Source organism: bacterium (assembly GCA_012517375.1).
In the GTDB taxonomy this organism is placed as follows: Bacteria; Hydrothermota; Tepidihabitantia; order B3-TA06; family B3-TA06; genus JAAYVC01.
Genome location: JAAYVC010000030.1, coordinates 1 through 16,604 on the forward strand (window position 1 = coordinate 1; position 16,604 = coordinate 16,604).

At 48.8% G+C, this 16,604-nt stretch carries 17 protein-coding genes; 15 read left to right on the forward strand and 2 right to left on the reverse strand.

What is annotated here, in order from left to right:
* The coding region (locus GX441_03930; protein NLI97793.1) for a hypothetical protein at positions 1-1,237 on the reverse strand (1,237 nt) is incomplete at its 3' end.
* A gap of 128 nt (positions 1,238-1,365) precedes the next feature.
* Between GX441_03930 and GX441_03935 the strand changes: the two genes are divergently transcribed.
* The 15 genes from GX441_03935 (at position 1,366) to GX441_04005 (ending at position 15,808) form a co-directional block, all read left to right on the forward strand.
* The gene (locus tag GX441_03935; GenBank protein NLI97794.1) at positions 1,366-1,734 is read left to right on the forward strand and encodes a hypothetical protein; all 369 of its coding nucleotides are present in this window, start codon (positions 1,366-1,368) and stop codon (positions 1,732-1,734) included.
* A gap of 471 nt (positions 1,735-2,205) precedes the next feature.
* A complete protein-coding gene (locus GX441_03940) occupies positions 2,206-4,275 on the forward strand; it encodes a methyltransferase domain-containing protein (GenBank protein NLI97795.1) in 2,070 nt (689 codons plus the stop codon).
* Between the two features lie 5 nt (positions 4,276-4,280).
* Complete coding sequence (locus GX441_03945) at positions 4,281-5,036, forward strand: methyltransferase domain-containing protein (GenBank protein NLI97796.1); 756 nt, start codon at positions 4,281-4,283, stop codon at positions 5,034-5,036.
* A 242-nt stretch (positions 5,037-5,278) separates the two neighbouring features.
* Positions 5,279-7,174, forward strand: a complete 1,896-nt coding sequence (locus GX441_03950) for a potassium transporter TrkA (protein NLI97797.1) — start codon at positions 5,279-5,281, stop codon at positions 7,172-7,174.
* Complete coding sequence (locus GX441_03955; protein NLI97798.1) at positions 7,158-8,090, forward strand: 4Fe-4S dicluster domain-containing protein; 933 nt, start codon at positions 7,158-7,160, stop codon at positions 8,088-8,090. Before GX441_03950 ends, GX441_03955 begins: the two co-directional genes overlap by 17 nt.
* Positions 8,091-8,702 carry a 4Fe-4S binding protein gene (locus GX441_03960; protein NLI97799.1) on the forward strand — a complete coding sequence of 204 codons (612 nt, stop codon included), beginning with the start codon at positions 8,091-8,093 and terminating at the stop codon, positions 8,700-8,702.
* Positions 8,683-9,138: a GNAT family N-acetyltransferase gene (locus GX441_03965; protein NLI97800.1), complete on the forward strand. Its 456-nt coding sequence runs from the start codon at positions 8,683-8,685 to the stop codon at positions 9,136-9,138. Before GX441_03960 ends, GX441_03965 begins: the two co-directional genes overlap by 20 nt.
* Positions 9,135-9,509 (forward strand): VOC family protein, encoded by a 375-nt coding sequence (locus GX441_03970; GenBank protein NLI97801.1) that lies wholly within the window; start codon positions 9,135-9,137, stop codon positions 9,507-9,509. The genes GX441_03965 and GX441_03970 overlap by 4 nt, the downstream gene beginning before the upstream one ends.
* 161 nt (positions 9,510-9,670) lie before the next feature.
* Positions 9,671-10,240, forward strand: a complete 570-nt coding sequence (locus GX441_03975; GenBank protein ID NLI97802.1) for a VOC family protein — start codon at positions 9,671-9,673, stop codon at positions 10,238-10,240.
* 8 nt (positions 10,241-10,248) lie between these two features.
* On the forward strand, positions 10,249-10,698 hold the full coding sequence (locus GX441_03980; protein ID NLI97803.1) for an SRPBCC domain-containing protein: 450 nt from the start codon (positions 10,249-10,251) through the stop codon (positions 10,696-10,698).
* A gap of 8 nt (positions 10,699-10,706) precedes the next feature.
* Entirely contained in the window at positions 10,707-11,072 is a 366-nt protein-coding gene (locus tag GX441_03985) for a VOC family protein (GenBank protein ID NLI97804.1), read from the forward strand.
* A 416-nt stretch (positions 11,073-11,488) separates the two neighbouring features.
* The gene (locus GX441_03990; protein NLI97805.1) at positions 11,489-12,667 is read left to right on the forward strand and encodes a HEAT repeat domain-containing protein; all 1,179 of its coding nucleotides are present in this window, start codon (positions 11,489-11,491) and stop codon (positions 12,665-12,667) included.
* A gap of 781 nt (positions 12,668-13,448) precedes the next feature.
* Entirely contained in the window at positions 13,449-14,165 is a 717-nt protein-coding gene (locus tag GX441_03995) for an isoprenylcysteine carboxylmethyltransferase family protein (protein ID NLI97806.1), read from the forward strand.
* On the forward strand, positions 14,149-14,814 hold the full coding sequence (locus GX441_04000; protein ID NLI97807.1) for a hypothetical protein: 666 nt from the start codon (positions 14,149-14,151) through the stop codon (positions 14,812-14,814). The genes GX441_03995 and GX441_04000 overlap by 17 nt, the downstream gene beginning before the upstream one ends.
* Positions 14,815-14,824: 10 nt before the next feature.
* Positions 14,825-15,808: an aromatic ring-hydroxylating dioxygenase subunit alpha gene (locus GX441_04005; GenBank protein ID NLI97808.1), complete on the forward strand. Its 984-nt coding sequence runs from the start codon at positions 14,825-14,827 to the stop codon at positions 15,806-15,808.
* Positions 15,809-16,006: 198 nt separating this feature from the next.
* Here GX441_04005 and GX441_04010 read toward each other — a convergent pair whose 3' ends face one another.
* A complete protein-coding gene (locus GX441_04010; GenBank protein ID NLI97809.1) occupies positions 16,007-16,459 on the reverse strand; it encodes a hypothetical protein in 453 nt (150 codons plus the stop codon).
* Positions 16,460-16,604: the final 145 nt, after the last annotated feature.

Sequence of the window (16,604 nt, forward strand, 5' to 3'; positions counted from 1 at the left end):
CCACTTCGGTTTTATTCGTAGGCATCTGTCGCGCAAAATAGAGCAGTTTCTTCACTGCTTCTCTTGCATGCAGGGAAGAAGAGATGATCTTGTCTATATCGTCCAGTGCCTGCCTCGGAAGTCCCTCGTTTTTTTTCGCAAGCTGTGCAAATCCGAGGATGCTTCCGAGCGGCTCGTTGAGTTCGTGGGCGACTCCTGCCGCTAGCTGACCCAGTGTCGCGAGTCTGTCTGCGTGTCTTAGTTGCTCCTTCAATTTTGCCTGGTCCTCTTCAAACCGCTTCCTTTCGATAATCAATCCGACCTGACTGGAGATTGTGTTAAGAAGATTCTGCTCTTCAGCAAGAAATATACCGGCTTCTATTTCCGGCTTTTCTTCCGAGTATGAAACCTCAATGACCCCCCTTTCTGTTCCGGAAACCACGATAGGTGATGAAAGCCTGTATTTTGATTCCACAAAACCATGAGGGGGATAAGGATTCGAATCGAATATTATTCTTGCCGATGCTATATCCGGATACTGCATTGCGAGCGGAAGAATACCCGCAATGCCTTCGAGTATCCCTTCAAGAGATGCCTGAGGATTCTGCACTAGTTTTGCAATTCCATACAGACAAGAGAGTTCCTTAACGCGTTCCCTTAGCGCCGCCTGAACCCTGCGGCCTGCAGCCGCGATGCCTAATGCGTGGGCAAATTCCTCAAAAAGCTCTATCTGCTTCTCTGTGAAGAAATCAAGATTCTTGCTTTTCAGCTGCAGCAATCCAAGATTCTTTTCATCGACCACGAAAGGGATCATCGCAAGTGAACGGTATTCCGTTCCGAGCTCCATGCTGCCCTGGCCGTTTTTAACGTTTAGGGAATCTCCTGTCCAGAAGCTGCCTTTTTTTGTAAAATATGGCAGAGTTGTATCTACATGCTGCGTTACGATGTTGATGCATACTTTCTCTAAACCAGATTCATCAATAGAGCATGGGATAGGTTCACCCTCATTGCCCTGTGCAAAAGGCATTATCTCAAAACGGAAATTCTCCTTAGGTGCGCAGCTGGCTTCCCATCGGTAATTCAGATCCCCGTCGGTCATTCTTATCTCTATCGAATCGCACTCCGAAAATTCAATAAGCAATCTCGATACTTCTTTCAGGAACTCCGTTCTTGAAGCGCCCTTGTGCGCGGTGAGCAGTACCTTTCTTGAAAGTTCAGAATAGTCTTTTTGGTTTATTTTTTGTTCGTTTTTTTTCATTGGTTATTGCGGAACAGTCCTTTACATTTAATCTTCTAATCTTGTACAATTCTAAGGAGCTTGCGGAGTGTGTCAAGCCGAGATGTTCAGAGCTTGACATGAATACGCTTTCAGCTATTCTAACTACTATGAATACAGTTGAATATCTTAAGTTAGGCTGGTGCGAGCTTTGCTTGAATGTAGCCGACCTTGAACGCTCGCTTGGTTTTTACAGAAAACTCGGTTTTAATGAGATAGAGGTTGCCACTGATGAAGGCTGGGCCGTTCTCGAACACGCTAATCTTGTTCTTGCCCTGTACAGAGGTCACATCAAAGAGAATTTGATTAACTTTAGGGGCGGAGATGTCTTCAAGATTGCAGAAGAACTGAAATCCTCAGGGCTAGAGCTTGCAGATGAAGCCCATATCGAGGAAGACGGAAGCGCAGGCTTTACCATCAGAGACCCGGACGGAAATGCGATTTACTTCAACACCCATCCGGGCGAAGGTGAAGTTTGATGAGCTTATTTCTCATACACTGGGACGAAAAGAAGATACCAAGTGTGCTCCCGAACTCGGTTCGGAATGACGGTCGAAGTAAAATCCAGGAAGGGTACAAAAGCTTTTGAAACGGCAGAAGATAGTCGTGCGGATTTTGCCGTTGTCCTGTGGAAGTTATCATCCTGCGAAAAATAAACTGCCTTAGCCATGAGAAAACCAAATCTCAATCGAGCATTCCGATTGTCTTTGTTGGCTTTGAAGGAGAGACAGTGAATCAGGTAGGATTCTTTCTCTCTAACGATTTATTCTGTTCATCGTCAGATATCGAGGGAAAGCATCAAATCGATACCGAACTCCTGTTTCGCTTCGTTTATCTTGCTGAGCCTTGGTTTCTGAGACAAAAAGATTTTTATTTAGCTTGACACAGCTTCAAATCTGACTAGATTTTGCGCAATAAACCGATGCCGAGTGCATCAGGAGGAATAAAGGATGAAAGAAGAACCTAACAAGGAGAGTAAAGACAAGCCTCCGCAGCGAAAGGCGGAGCCTCCTTTAGGTAAAAGAACCCTTGGTCCGGTCCCCAATTTAGAAGATCACGTAAGTTCAGACTGGTGGAGGAGGATATTCAATTCAGTCTATCTGAAAACGGACGCGGACGTTGTTGAAGACCAGGATATTACAAGAAAAGAAGTCGCCCTCTTCCAAGGCATTCTCGGGATAATGCCTGAAGACAGGGTGCTTGATCTCTGCTGCGGCCAGGGCAGGCATTCCCTTGAACTCGCCCGATCAGGCTTCATGAACGTCGAAGGCCTTGATCGTTCGCATTACCTCATCCAGAGAGCTAAGGCTCAGGGAAAGAAGGAGAGCCTGAGCATAAAGTTCAGGGAGGGTGATGCAAGAAAGCTGCCGTATGCCCCTGACACTTTCGATGCCGTGATGATACTGGGCAACAGCTTTGGGTATTTCGAGACCGTCAACGATGACCTCAGGGTGTTGAAGGAAGTGGCGAGAATCCTTAAACCATGGGGAAAACTCCTCGTGGATGTAACCGACGGGAAATATCTCAGGAACAACTTTCAGCCGCGCTCCTGGGAGTGGATAGATTCCGAACACTTCGTCTGCAGGGAACGCTCTTTATCTCACGATAAGCAGAGACTGATTTCGAGAGAACTTGTATCGGATGTTGATGAAGGAATAATGGTTGACCAGTTCTATGCCGAGAGACTGTACACAAAAGAGCAGATACAGGAGCTTCTTTCAAAGGCCGGGTTCAGCGAAATAACCATTCACACGCAAATCGAAGCCGAGTCAAGACGGAATCAGGACCTGGGTATGATGGAGCGCCGCATAATCGTTTCCGCTCAGGTCAGAAAGGAATGGAGCGCTCCTAAGCGCAAGTTCAAAGGCGATGTCAAGAACGTTACAGTACTCCTCGGTGATCCTGCCAAGCCGGATCCACTGAAGCCCATGGGCATATTCGATGACGACGATTTCTATACCGTAGATCAGTTGAAGGATGCCTTGCGGCAGATTGCCTCCTATCAGTTCAATTATCTGAACAATCACAGTACCTTGATTTACGATATAGCGAAACTCAAGGGCAAGACGGATTTCATCTTCAACCTGTGTGACGAGGGCTACAACAACAGCGCAAGACTCGAACTTCACGTTCCAGCGCTTCTTGAGGTGATGGGCATACCTTATACAGGTTCTGGTCCGCAGTGCTTGTCATACTGTTACGACAAATCCCTTGTGCGCGGAATCGCCAAGGAGATGGACATACCCGTACCGGATGCAATGTTCATCAAGCCTGAAGACACGACATTCGAACTCCCGCTGTACTTTCCCGTTCTCGTTAAGCCTAACTTCGGGGATTCGAGTTTCGGTATAACCCAGCGCAGCGTGGCTTACAAAATAGAGGAGCTCTTGAACGCTGTTACCGAGATTCGCGAAAAGTTCGGCTACGACAAGCCCATTCTTGTTGAAGAGTTTCTTACAGGAAAAGATATGACTATGGGCATCATCGGCAATCCGCCTGAATCCTATCAGGTTCTGCCGATTATTGAAGAAGACTACTCATCGCTTCCGGCCGAGCTTCCAAAGATCTGCGGATATGAAGCCAAATGGATGCCGGATTCCCCATACTGGAACCTTAAATCCGTTAAAGCCGACCTCCCGGAAGAGACGGAAAAGTCGATAATCGAATGGTCTGCGAAACTTTTCGAGAGGCTTGACTGCAAGGACTACGCGAGGTTCGACTGGCGTCTGGACGCAGAAGGAAATCCAAAGCTCCTGGAGGTGAACCCGAATCCGGGCTGGTGCTGGGACGGGCATCTTGCCAAGATGGCGAAGATTGCCGGCATGACTTACGCAGATATGCTCGAGGCGATACTGAGAGCGGCCGAGCAGCGCCTTGGAGTTCAGGCGAGAACCGAGGAGCAGGCCGGTCAGAAGCTTGACGAACAGGAATGCCAGGTTTCGAACGGTCAGACATCCGGTGATCGCAGCCTTCTAATCCCTGGTTTCTGGAATGGAAAGAAACCTGAAAAGCCGCATTAGCATGATTGATTGATCACAACGACATGGTTGTGTTTGTTATGCTGATGTTCGCACTAGGCCTTGCCAGCATCATCGTTTCGCTCTCCTTAAGCATCCGCATAGAACGTAAACCCGGATTTGCTGGTCTAGACCCGCCTCGCGTTGTCCGGGCATACGATTTCATGAACCGCATGCCGCCCTTTAAAATCATAAGGCGTCTTTTCTACAATGCTCTCAGTCGCCTTAAACCTCAAGGCACTTTGGTTGACGTGGGTTGCGGACCAGGGTATCTGCTTGGGGTTATCGCAAGAAGAATTCCGTCGCTTCATCTGGTAGGAGTTGATTTGTCAGATGAGATACTCAGGCAAGCTTCCCGCAACCTTTCAGACGTTGCAGTACTCAAGCTCACGCTAATGAAGGGCGATTCGGAAAATCTCCCTCTATCCTCAAACTCAGTCGACTATATCGTAAGCACGCTGTCCCTCCATCACTGGCCACATCCGGAAACGGCTTTTTGCGAGTTCCACCGAGTCTTAAAGCCAGGAGGAACCCTTCTTGTATTCGACCTGAAGAGAGATGCAAAGCTTCTTTTTTACTTTCTTATCCGGCTGGTTACAGGGGTTATTGCGCCGAAAGCCCTTCGGAAGGTCAAAGAGCCTTTAGATTCGCTTCGCTCGAGTTACACATCTTGTGAAGTCTTTGAATTCATGAAAGGTATAACCTGGAAGGAATTAAGGATAAATCCCGGCTTGGGTTGGGTGCTCATTGAGTCATTGAAATAAAATCCGCCTTCAGTCATGGACGAAAAAACGGGAGTAAAACTCTGCGGTTTGTTTAAGGTTAGTTTTGAAGGAACTTGAATGGGGAAAAGCCTCTTAAGACAGCGGTTTTTTCTCAAAAGCTTCTGAATGCTATAACGCTTACGTAAGACTCAGCTTCCTTTCTTTAGCTTGACAAAACGCCATATTATAAATAATGTTTGGATATTTGAGGGTAAGAGAAGGACAAACCTTAGGAGGATTTAATGAAGCGTGCTTCGTTCGGTGCCAGATTGAAATATTCCTTTGATAACTCTATGTCCAGGGGCCCGTCGGCGCTAATAGGCTGGCTCGGGCTTTTGTCCCTGGTCCTCATACTAGTCATTGCAGGTATTGTCGCACTTGCCGGGATTGCCCCGGAGGATAAGGGATTTTTCGATGTACTCTGGATGAGTCTGCTCAGGACTCTTGACCCAGGAACCATGGGTGGCGACCAGGGTTCCTGGTGGTTTCTTTTTTTAATGCTTGCCGTAACGATAGGCGGTATCTTCATAATAAGCACTTTGATAGGCGTATTGACTGCTTCAATCGACACCAAACTAGAATCCCTCCGCAAGGGCCGTTCCAGGGTCATAGAGGAAGGCCACACGGCCATCCTGGGATGGTCATCCCAGGTTTTCACCATTATCCCTGAAATTGTAGAAGCCAACGCTAACCAGCCACGTTCATGCGTCGTGGTCCTTGCCGACAAGGACAAGGTTGAGATGGAGGACGAAATAAAGAGCAGGTGCGGCTCTACAGGTCGAACAAGAGTCGTATGCAGACGCGGTGATCCAATGGATATGAGCGATCTGGAGATAGTAAGTCTTGATACTGCCAAATCCATACTAATCCTTTCTCATGAAGCGGAAGACCCTGATTCCGACGTAATCAAGACCATGCTTGCGATTACCAACAATCCCAAACGCAAAAAGGAGCCCTATCACATTGTTGCCGAGATACGTGATCCCAAGAATGTTGAGGTTGCCAAGATGGTGGGCAAGGATGAAGTAGAAATAGTCCTGGTCTCCGATCTCGTCGCGCGCGTAATAGCCCAGACATGCAGGCAGTCAGGCCTGTCCGTCGTTTATACCGAACTCCTCGATTTCGGGGGCGACGAGATATACTTCCACGAACCGGAAGCAAAACTCATAGGCAAGACCTTCGGCGAATCAATTCCCTGCTATGAACAGTCAACCGTTATCGGGCTCATTCCAGCTGGAAAGACGCCTCTGCTCAACCCTCCTATGGGCACTTCGATAAACGAGGGCGATAAGCTCATCGTAATCGCAGAAGACGATGACACTACAAAGATCTCCGGCATTGAGGATTATGGGATCGATTACGATTCAATAGTCGAGAAGTCCTCGGAACGCAAAGAGCCAGAGCGGACGCTGCTCCTTGGCTGGAATTGGAGGGCGCCTCTCATAATCAACGAACTCAACAACTACGTCGCAGCAGGCTCCGAGGTAACCGTAGTGGCTCATCTTGATGAATGCAAGGAAGAACTCGATGATAAATGCTTGGAGTGCAGGAATCTATCCATCAATTTCAAAAAGGAGAGCACTACATCGAGAAGGGCCCTGGACTCGTTGAACATTCCTTCATACCATCACATAATTCTCTTGTGCTATTCAGACTCTATGGGCGTTCAGGAGGCTGACGCGCAGACCCTCATCACCCTGCTTCATCTGCGCGAAATTGCAGAGGCGAGCGGCAGGCAATTTTCCATCGTATCGGAGATGATAGACGTGCGAAACCGCAACCTTGCAGAGGTTACGCGAGCCGACGACTTCATAGTATCCGATCGTCTTGTAAGCCTTCTTATGACACAGATTTCTGAAAACAAGTATCTCAATGCAGTGTTTACGGACGTCTTCGATCCCGAAGGCTCGGAGATATATCTCAAGCCTGCATCCGATTACGTTAAGGTTGGTGCAGACGTCAATTTCTATACTGTAATCGAGTCGGCAAGAAGGAGGGGGCACATAGCTATCGGTTACAAGCTGCGTCGCCATGCAAACGAGGCAGATAAAGCCTACGGCGTCGCCGTTAACCCGCCGAAATCCGACCGTGTAGTTTTTACCGAGGAAGATAAGATTGTAGTTGTTGCAGAAGATTAGGGAAACTAGACTTGTGAGCGCAACCGTTTACTATTTTTCGGGAACCGGGAACTCCCTTGCTGTGGCTCGGGATATATCTAGGAGGATAAACGCCGAACTTATTCCTATACCGACGCTAGTCGACAAGTCCAAGATTCATACCGAAGCTGACGTGATAGGTTTGGTTTTCCCGGTTTATTATGCGGAGTACTTCGGCGTGCCACTTATCGTTTGGCGATTTGCACAAAAGCTGCGCGAACTCGGCTCTAAATATATATTCGCTGTTGCGACTCATTCGGGTAACCCTGCATCAACCATTGAGAATATCGCAAAGATTCTGGAAAAGCGAAGCGGTAAACTCAGCGCCGGCTTCACGGTATATTTGGATGTTCCGTACCCTGTTTCCGCGAAGTTAAAGAAAGCCTTTTTCGGCATCGAACTCGACAATGATAGTCTGAAAGAAAAAATCATTCGTAAACAGGAGAGAGCCTGCGATGCATGGAAGGTAAAACTCGAGACAATCATCGACTACGTGTCCTTAAGGAGAGAGTGCAAGCTCGAAACGCCCGGTGCATTCGCAAAAATCCTGGCTTCCATTTTTCTTCCGCTGCGAAGACTCATGTTCATGGGAAGGTACAGGCAGCTTGCAGTTGAATCAAAGAAAAGCTTTTATGAACTCGTACCCTTGGCGGATAGAAGTTTTGAGGTCAACGAGCACTGCAACGGATGCGGAATATGCCTGAAAGTCTGTCCGGTTGCCAACATCATCCTTGCAGATGAAAAACCTCGCTGGCTTCATAGCTGCGAGAACTGCTTTGCCTGTTATAAATGGTGTCCGCAGGAAGCTATTAACGGAAAGATTGTAGAGTACGGGACGAGAATTCATCACCCCGAGGTGAAACTATCAGATATAATCAACCAAAGATCAGGAGGATAGATGCATAAACAAGCCGATAGGGAACCGAGTTTTCACTACGTATGCACCCATGGAGAGGCAAAAACGAAGATAGAGCGCCACAGTGATTTCTGGGTATCCAACTGCGGTTGCAGGGAAGGCAAGCGGAGCGAGGAGGGCGGAGAGGGCTGCAAGCGCTCGCGGATGGACCTGTGCCTCTTCTTCGACGATAAGGAAATGACGGGCACCGGCTCAGGATGGAAGAAAGTCGACCGCGCCTTCGTCGAAGGCATCCTCAAGGAGGCAAGAGAGAAACGTCTCGTGGCGCGTCCATTCCACTACGACAAGGATCGCATCAATGACCAGGGCATTTGCTTCTGCTGCGATGATTGCTGCGCTTACTTTAAGGGCGATGAATGGGGCTTCGATCCAGGAGCCTACATCGAAGAGACCGATATGGATGCCTGCACTGACTGCGGAGAGTGCGAGCGAGCATGCTACTTCGGGGCACGCAGGATTGTGAACGGAAGGTTGCAAGTCTCGAAAGAAAAAGAAAAAGGGTGTTACGGGTGTTACGGGTGTGCGGGGTGCGGACTCTGCGTCGACGTCTGCCCGGAGAAGTGCATAAAGATGGTTGAAAGAGATGAAAGCTGATTTAGAAATCAGGGATTATGAACCGAAGGACGCAGAGCAAATCTCGATTCTCATGACCGAACTTGGTTATCCTAACACCATCGATTTCTTCAGGGAAAGGTTCGATACCCTCCTGAATACCGGGCTGGACAGGATTCTCGTCGCCGAGAGGGGCGGCTTTATTCTAGGAATAATTACACTGCATTTCATGCCTCTTCCACATCTTCCTGGTAATCTTTGCCGGGTTGTCGCTCTTGCCGTAAAGAGCGACTCGCAAAGGCAGGGTGTAGGAGCAAAACTGATGGTGACTGCAGAGGAGATTGCCCGCGAAAAGGGATGCTCGAAGATGGAGTTGACCTCAGGAGAACAGCGAAGCGATGCACACACCTTTTACCGCGCGATAGGTTTTGAAGAAAAATCAAAGCGGTTTACAAAAGATCTTACAAGCGAGGAATGATGCCCAGGATATGCGTTATACAGTTTAATGTGTCAGATATGGATGCTGCAATAGACTTCTATTCAAACGTCCTAGGATTCAGAATCAAACAAAGGGATTACTACCCGGAACTCGTGCTTCTGGAGCACGAAGGGCCTTCAGTCCTACTCTGTAAGGTTCAAAGGAATGCTGAAATAGATTATCCAAACGAAGCGCAGACCCTAATCAATATACAGGTCGATGATCTTCGCAAGAGCATGTCGGAGTTGAGATTAAAGGGCGCCGATTTCATACATCCGGAACCGCAAACTTGCCCTGCAGGAATATACGCCGCTCTGCGCGACCCGTTCGGCAACGTGATGGAGCTGATCGAGTTCGGCGGCGTTTTATAAGCAAGCTGCATAAGCGGCCCTCTCCTTCTTGAGTTTTTTCGCAAGTGTATCGGAGATCTAATACCTTCCGTAAACCCTGGTAACTATCTCCTGGCGCACGAACTATTTAGACTTGACAATCACCTTTGGAGAAATACACTGAGGCAGCTAGGAGGAGAAGTATGAAACGACTTCTTGTATCTTCACTTTTTATAATTGCTCTTTCGCTTATCGGCTGCGCAAACCAAGCAATAAAACATAAGGAGAACAAAATGGCCGAGACCGCAAAACCCGCACCAAAGGTAAACATCAAGTTCATTTTCTCCATGTGCAACGATGTGGAGAAGATGTCGGAATTCTACACGAAGCTTCTCGGTATGCAGGAGCAGGCGTTCATGAACGACAAGGAGAATAAATTCGGCTACCTTTCTTACTACTGCACCGGAGACGTTTACCTTATGTTCTTTTCAACCGAAACCACGGCGCCTCAGCTCACAGATTGGGCGTGGCAGCCCGGGTACGAGGGCGGCAACCTTATGGCTACTTCCTGGGCTATAGAGATACCGGAGGAGGATTACCCTGCAACCATTAAAAGACTTAAGGATGCCGGAGTCAAGGCTTTTTCGGGAAACCCGGAATGGCGACAGGATTCATACTGGGGTTTCAGCGTCGCCGATCCCCAGGGCAACACCGTAGAAGTCTACACCAGTCCGAAAGAAAAACCTCAATCCCCGAGCTGGCCTGGGGAGTAAGGAGTAGTATGATGGATAAGATAATCCACACATCGGTTGAGCTTAATTGCTCCCCAGCAGAAGCCTTCAGGATGTTTACCGACAACGAGAAACTCGAATCATGGTTTGCGCCACAAGCTAATGTTGAACCGAAGCTTGGCGGACTCTACGAGCTTTTCTGGAACCCCGAGGACAAGCAGTACGACTCGACAATAGGCTGTAGGATAACAGCGTTTGAACAGGATAAGCTGCTTGCTTTTGAATGGAAAGGACCCAAGCAGTTTAATCATTTCATGAACTCAGCAGATCCTTTAACCCATATTACGGTTTTGTTTTTCCCCACTCCTCATAGTACCACAGAAGTGCACGCTGTCCACACCGGCTGGCGCAGTTCTGCGGAGTGGGAAGAAGCGCGGCAGTCGTTCGTCAGCATGTGGGATTACGCTTTCGGCGAGCTTAAAAAGAAGATAAACGCATAGGAGGAGTCATGTTCCAGGGGGTTCACACCGTCGCCATTTACGTATCGAATATTGCACGGGCGAAGGAATTCTACATTCAAATACTCGGTTTCGAACATGGCTGGGACGTTCACGATAATCTCACGTTCCTCAAGGTCGGTTCAACGCATGTATATCTTGAAGGAGGATACGAATCTCACGAGATCACAGACAAGTCACTAAGGCTCAGTTTCTTCCTCGAAGCGGATGAATCAGTAAAAGAGATATTCGAAGCGCTCAGATCGAACGGAGTGGTGACAATCCAGGAATCACCGGAACAGGTCGGCGACGACACTTGGTGGTTCCAGTTCCAGGATCCTGACGGCAACATCCTTGAGGTTTCTGGAAAGCCTTGACAAATTTTACCAAGGAGTTGCGATGCTCGCGAAGACGATTAATCAATGCTTGACGACAAGGACGTCGCTATCTGCTTCCGGATAGTCTCCGACCGCAAAGGCTATCCCTACGTTTGTCGCTGGGCGGTCCGGCACTCTGCTTGCCCGTGCTTGCCCTGCAAGAAGCTCGATGAGGCGAAGACCTCTCTAAATCCAAAATAGGGAATATCGGACCTCGGAATCGGTATATACAAGTATCTCGAGAATCTTCTGACCTCTGGATGTTTGAGATGAAGCGCATACTTTTATCTTTTTGTATGGGGTTGGCGCTTGTGTCCGGTTGCCGTTTTCCCAGAAATCAAATGGAGTTAAAAAGGACCATAAACAATAACGTAAGAAGCGTTCGGAATTTCTCTTTTAAAGTAAGGAACGAGGGATTGAAAAGGGTAATCCACGACAGGCGCTGGGTTGTTCCGCTGACCTTTACTGTTATGCTTGCCGACCCGCGCTCGAAGATGGATGCCTTAAGTGCTTTGGGTTATATGCAAGACACGAGGGCGGTTCCCGTGCTCATTCGAGCATTGCGCGACAGGCATCCCGGAGTCAGGAACAACGCGGCTATGGCTCTCGGAAGACTTAAGGACAAACGAGCGGTAAGACCCCTGATCGCAATCCTGGAGGATGGGTACCCGTACGTTAATCAATTTGCCGTGACCGCAGTAGGCGAGCTTGGCGATACTCAAGCAACCGATATCCTCATAAAGATATTTTTCAACGAATCATATCCGCAGGCGCAATGGAATGCGGCAAGCTCGCTTGGAAAAATCAAGGGGAAAAAAGCGCTTGATGCGCTTATGGCAGGGCTTAAGAGCGATTTGCTGGATACGCGGATTTCCTCCACCCATGCATTGGTTTTAGCAGGGGATACGAGTACGGTGGATGCGTTGATTGAAGCTCTTTATGACAGAAATCCAATAGGCAAAAGCGATGTAATCAGGGCGCTGGGTGCTACAAAGGATGCCCGGGCTGTTTTACACTTAATAAATTACCTGAATGTAAACCAAAGCTCAGATGCTGCCTGGTCGCTCGGGAGTATCGGCGATTCAAGGGCTGAAAAAGCCCTCATAAGGGCAATGAAGTGTTCGAACCCTGAGACCCGTGGTGCGGCAGCAAGAGCGCTTGTCAAATGCAGTAAAGAAAACCTAGGTTTTCTTATCCTCGATGCCTTTGTGAGTGAAAAGAACCAGCAGGTACGGTCGAACATGGCCTGGGCTCTTGGTGAACTGAAGTACAAGCCTGCGGTCAAACAGCTTATTGCAGCTTTGAGCGATCAGAACAGCGATGCTGCCTGGGCGCTCGGTCAAGTAGGCGATACTTCCGCAGTAGTTCCGCTTCTGTCTCTTCTCACAAGTGAGGTTATCTGCGTAAGGGAATATGCTGCAAAGGCGCTCGGCAATATCGGCGACCGCAGGGCTGTTGAACCCCTGCTTGAACTTCTTAAGGATAAAAATCAATATGTGAGAGACAAGGCTTTCATGTCCATCGTGCAAATTCTCGAAGCCAATGGAGAACCCCTGCAAGGATTACGAGAAGTTGAGAAAATGATAAACCCTTAATATCTCAGCCTGGACTTCGTTTAAGGGGGAGGGCAGTCATTGCGAGTCGACTTAAAAGTCGGCCTCTAGCGACCCGGCAGTATCAGGAAACGCAAACGCGTTCAACTTTCAGCCCTCACTCATGATTGATGACAGGCTGGGGCAGCAGGATGTCAAAGCAGAGGCAAAAATCAAAGGAACATTCACTTTGCGAATAGATGGCTTCCTGCGTCTGCCCTTCGGAGGCTCCGGTTGCATGGTGCAGCCTCGCAAAGATACTTTCGACATCACCAGACGCTCTCCCAGAGCGTTACGATCTCAGAGATCGTCGCTCTCACCCCGTCAAGAGGGGTAATGTCTGAAAGGCTCAACGCGAAAGTACCCCTCCCTCGACGGGAGGGGAGAAAGGGGAGGGTGATCACCCCCACCCTACCCTCCCCCGTCGAGGGGGAGGGAAAAACCTTGAGTTCGTAAAAATCTCCCCCCTGAGGGGAGGGAAAAGAAGGGATGTGGAAGTTTTTTGCAATGGTATCTTTTTTTCCCAAAAACTCCGGAAAAATCGGCAATTTTCGGCCGAAAAGCACTCAAAAACCTCAATTTTGACCATCTTTTTGGGGTGCTTTTGTCCATCATCTGTCCATCTTTTGTCCCATTTCTGTCCATGATTCCTGACTAAATATCTTGAATAGTGTAAACGATTTTCGGCTTGACATACAATGGTTTTATCCTAAACTTTATCTATGATTTTTGAGCGGGCTCGAATCCACGAAACAATTCCCAAGAAGCTGTTCCTCAAGAAGTTATGATTTGGCTTGAACGCATGCGATTCGTAGCAATGCTCTGCTACTCGGTTGGTTGCTTTGGATTGCTTATGGGGATTAACCTCTATCTCATGTTGCGTAAACGCGATAACATATTGGGTTCATTCAACTTACGTAAGATTCCAAAATGGCTGCGCTGGCTGCCTTTTTTCGGCGTTGCCGGTCTCGTTTTTATGCTGCTTTACTGTGTAACTTATCTCTTTTATTCTCGAATAGTCGACTTGATGGTGCGGTTCTCCTTTCTTTCCTCAGTCCCTGTAGAGATAGCAGGTGCTGTACTTATGGTCGCAGGTTCCGTATTCATAACAATCGGGATGCTCGAACTTGGGCCTTCGGCGCGGTTTCTGCTGCCGAAACAAAAGACAAAGCTCGTTACTACAGGACTTTATGCGATTGCGCGAAATCCCGTTTATCTAGGACTCAACTCGAGCCTTTTCGGAGTGTTCTTGCTTTTGCCAAGTCTCGGATTTATTATAGCTTATGGCTTTTTTATAGTCACGAATCACTACCGCGTTCTTGAGGAGGAGGAGTTCCTTCTAGCCGCATTCGGCAAGGAATACGAAGACTACACCCGCAGAGTGGGCAGGTACGGTCCTAAGTTACGACCGGGCTATACTAACATAGTAAATAAAGAGGAGGTTGAAACCCGCTCCCCGCAATCGCCTCCAAGGAATCCGACACGTGAGCAGGTACGATAACTATCATCACATACCGCTTACGCTTTCGGCGCCGCTTGAAGAGCAGAGACCGATGCTCGAACGGGCGCTGGTCAATGCCCAGAAACGCCTTGCTGCGTTTGCGAGCCGACACGGCTGGCTGGAGCATCTTAAGGAAAGCTTTTGCGACGGTTGCGAGATATTCGATTCCAAGGAGGCCTTCGACGCAACGCTCCTTGAACTCTCACGCTTTCCAGATTCCACAAAACTTCCCGGAACTTACTCTGCAGCTATTGAGGAGCGAACGCTAATAGCAGTATCTCCTGATATTTATGAAGAAAACTATCCGCAGGGCGTGGAGCCGCGAAGCTACGAAAAACTCCTCTGCCACGAGATGGCGCACCGGCTTCACATACGTATCCTTCGCGACGAGGAGGATCTTATGGGACCCGTGTGGTTCTTCGAGGGCTTCGCGATTTACGCCGCAGGTCAGTTCGAAAAGACCTCGCGAACGCTGAAGTTTGAGGAGATAAAGAAAATAATCTCGAACCGTGAGAGGGCGGATTACCGGCTCTACGGTTCGCTCATAAGAACTCTTCTTAGGTTGACTTCGCTTAACGACCTGGTGGAGCGTGCTCGGGGCGATGATTTCAATTTGTACGTCCGCAGGCTGGCTGCACAAATTAAATGAGGAGATAAACATGATTCGCAATCAGTGGTATGCGGTTTTAGATTCAAAGGAAGTAAAGCCCGGCAAGCCTTTAGGCGTAACGAGGATGGGTGAAAGGCTTGTTTTCTGGCGCAACGAGTCCGGTGAAGTAGCCTGTCTACGTGACAAGTGCGCTCACCGTGGTGTGCAACTTTCGTATGGTTGTATTATAGCCGGCAACATAATGTGCCCATTTCACGGGTTCCGCTACGACTCTTCTGGCCGCGGGGTGATGATTCCAGCAAACGGTCGCAACGCACCAGTTCCCAATAACTTCAAGGTTTTTTCCTACCCTGCAAGAGACGCGTACGGTTTCATCTGGATCTACTGGTGTCCTACATTAGGCTCTTCACTTGATCCTTCTAAGTTGCCAGCTATCAACTGGTTCAAAAACCTTGACGAAAGCTTCTTCTACTCCACGAAGCCCGACCCATGGGACGCGCACTACTCGCGGGTGATAGAAAACCAGCTCGACGTCGTTCACGTGCCGTTCGTGCACTACAATACAATAGGCAAGGGCTGCAGGACCCTCGTACATGGGCCGCTTGCAGAACTCGTTAACGACGAGTTGCGCATCTGGATGCATAACGTCTCCGACGACGGCAAAACCCGGCCCATGAAGCCGGAAGAATTAGATAAGTCTGTATCGCCCGTATACTTATATTTCATCTTTCCGAACATCTGGCAGAACGTCATCTCCAATGATCTCAGAGTGATGATTGCGTTCGCGCCCGTTGACGACGAACACACAATGGCGTATATCCGCTTCTATCAACGGTTTATGAGGTTCCCCGGACTCCGGCACCTTATTCATTATTTCGGAAACCGCTACAACCTGAAGGTCGCGCACCAGGACCGCCGGGTCGTAGAGACGCAACAGCCCAAGCCGTCGGGACTTAAGATGGGCGAGAACCTCATCCAGGGCGATAACCCGATTGTTCTATATCGCCGACGCCGCGAAGAATTGCAGAAATAATACCTCAAAAGTTTTTTCTTAAACGAAAAGTATGTTCAGGATTCAAGGAACGTGTTCAGGAATCATGGACAAAGAGCCACCAAGGGTGGCATTGGCCGAACTAGCACTCGAAGCACAGACGAGCGCTGAAAGCGCATGCGTTCGACATCGGGTAAGGGGGACCCCATGACGGATGAAGAGCAGACGTCTGGAGTGTAGTTAAAAGTAAAACCTGATACCTATCCCTGCGGCTAGACCAAAATTAGTTGCGGGAATGAGATTGAGGAGAGGGTCTAGCTGGACATAAACGCCTATGGGCGCATAAGTAAATTCGAGACCCAGGGGTATTCGCGCAGCAAGGCCCAGGTAGTCATTGGCTATTCCCATCAGACCGCCAATGCCGAGGTAGGGAGCAAGCGAGCCGCTGCCGCTCAAAGGGATTGGGAAATGATAAAGGTATCCGGCTTGAGCCGCGAGGTAGCCGTTATAGCGGCTGAGACTCCAGCCGACAGCCATGTCTATTGCACTTTGACCGCCTATCCAGAACTTTGCGGTAATCCCGGTTGGTTCAACATACCCTGCCTGAATGCCCAAGCCTACGTTTCCATAAGCCAGAAGCGTTCCAGAAAACACGCTCAACATGATAACTGATACTATAACTAAACGTTTCATTTTGCCTCCTTGGATAACGAATAATATTCTTTAAGCTGGAAATGTCAATAAGGAAAGGACGAGAAAGACCTGAGATCAATCGCCCTGATTGCTCCTAGAAATAATACCTGAAGCCTATCCCTGCGCCGAGCCCGAGTCCGATTCC

Bases quoted from the DNA above. Each gene is read 5' to 3' on its own strand.
- GX441_03935 (NLI97794.1), top strand. From the start codon at position 1,366: ATGAATACAGTTGAATATCTTAAGTTAGGCTGGTGCGAGCTTTGCTTG.
- GX441_03960 (NLI97799.1), top strand. From the start codon at position 8,091: ATGCATAAACAAGCCGATAGGGAACCGAGTTTTCACTACGTATGCACC.
- GX441_03940 (NLI97795.1), top strand. From the start codon at position 2,206: ATGAAAGAAGAACCTAACAAGGAGAGTAAAGACAAGCCTCCGCAGCGA.
- GX441_03985 (NLI97804.1), top strand. From the start codon at position 10,707: ATGTTCCAGGGGGTTCACACCGTCGCCATTTACGTATCGAATATTGCA.
- GX441_03950 (NLI97797.1), top strand. From the start codon at position 5,279: ATGAAGCGTGCTTCGTTCGGTGCCAGATTGAAATATTCCTTTGATAAC.
- GX441_04005 (NLI97808.1), top strand. From the start codon at position 14,825: ATGATTCGCAATCAGTGGTATGCGGTTTTAGATTCAAAGGAAGTAAAG.
- GX441_03980 (NLI97803.1), top strand. From the start codon at position 10,249: ATGATGGATAAGATAATCCACACATCGGTTGAGCTTAATTGCTCCCCA.
- GX441_03995 (NLI97806.1), top strand. From the start codon at position 13,449: ATGATTTGGCTTGAACGCATGCGATTCGTAGCAATGCTCTGCTACTCG.
- GX441_03975 (NLI97802.1), top strand. From the start codon at position 9,671: ATGAAACGACTTCTTGTATCTTCACTTTTTATAATTGCTCTTTCGCTT.
- GX441_04010 (NLI97809.1), bottom strand. From the start codon at position 16,459: ATGAAACGTTTAGTTATAGTATCAGTTATCATGTTGAGCGTGTTTTCT.
- GX441_03970 (NLI97801.1), top strand. From the start codon at position 9,135: ATGATGCCCAGGATATGCGTTATACAGTTTAATGTGTCAGATATGGAT.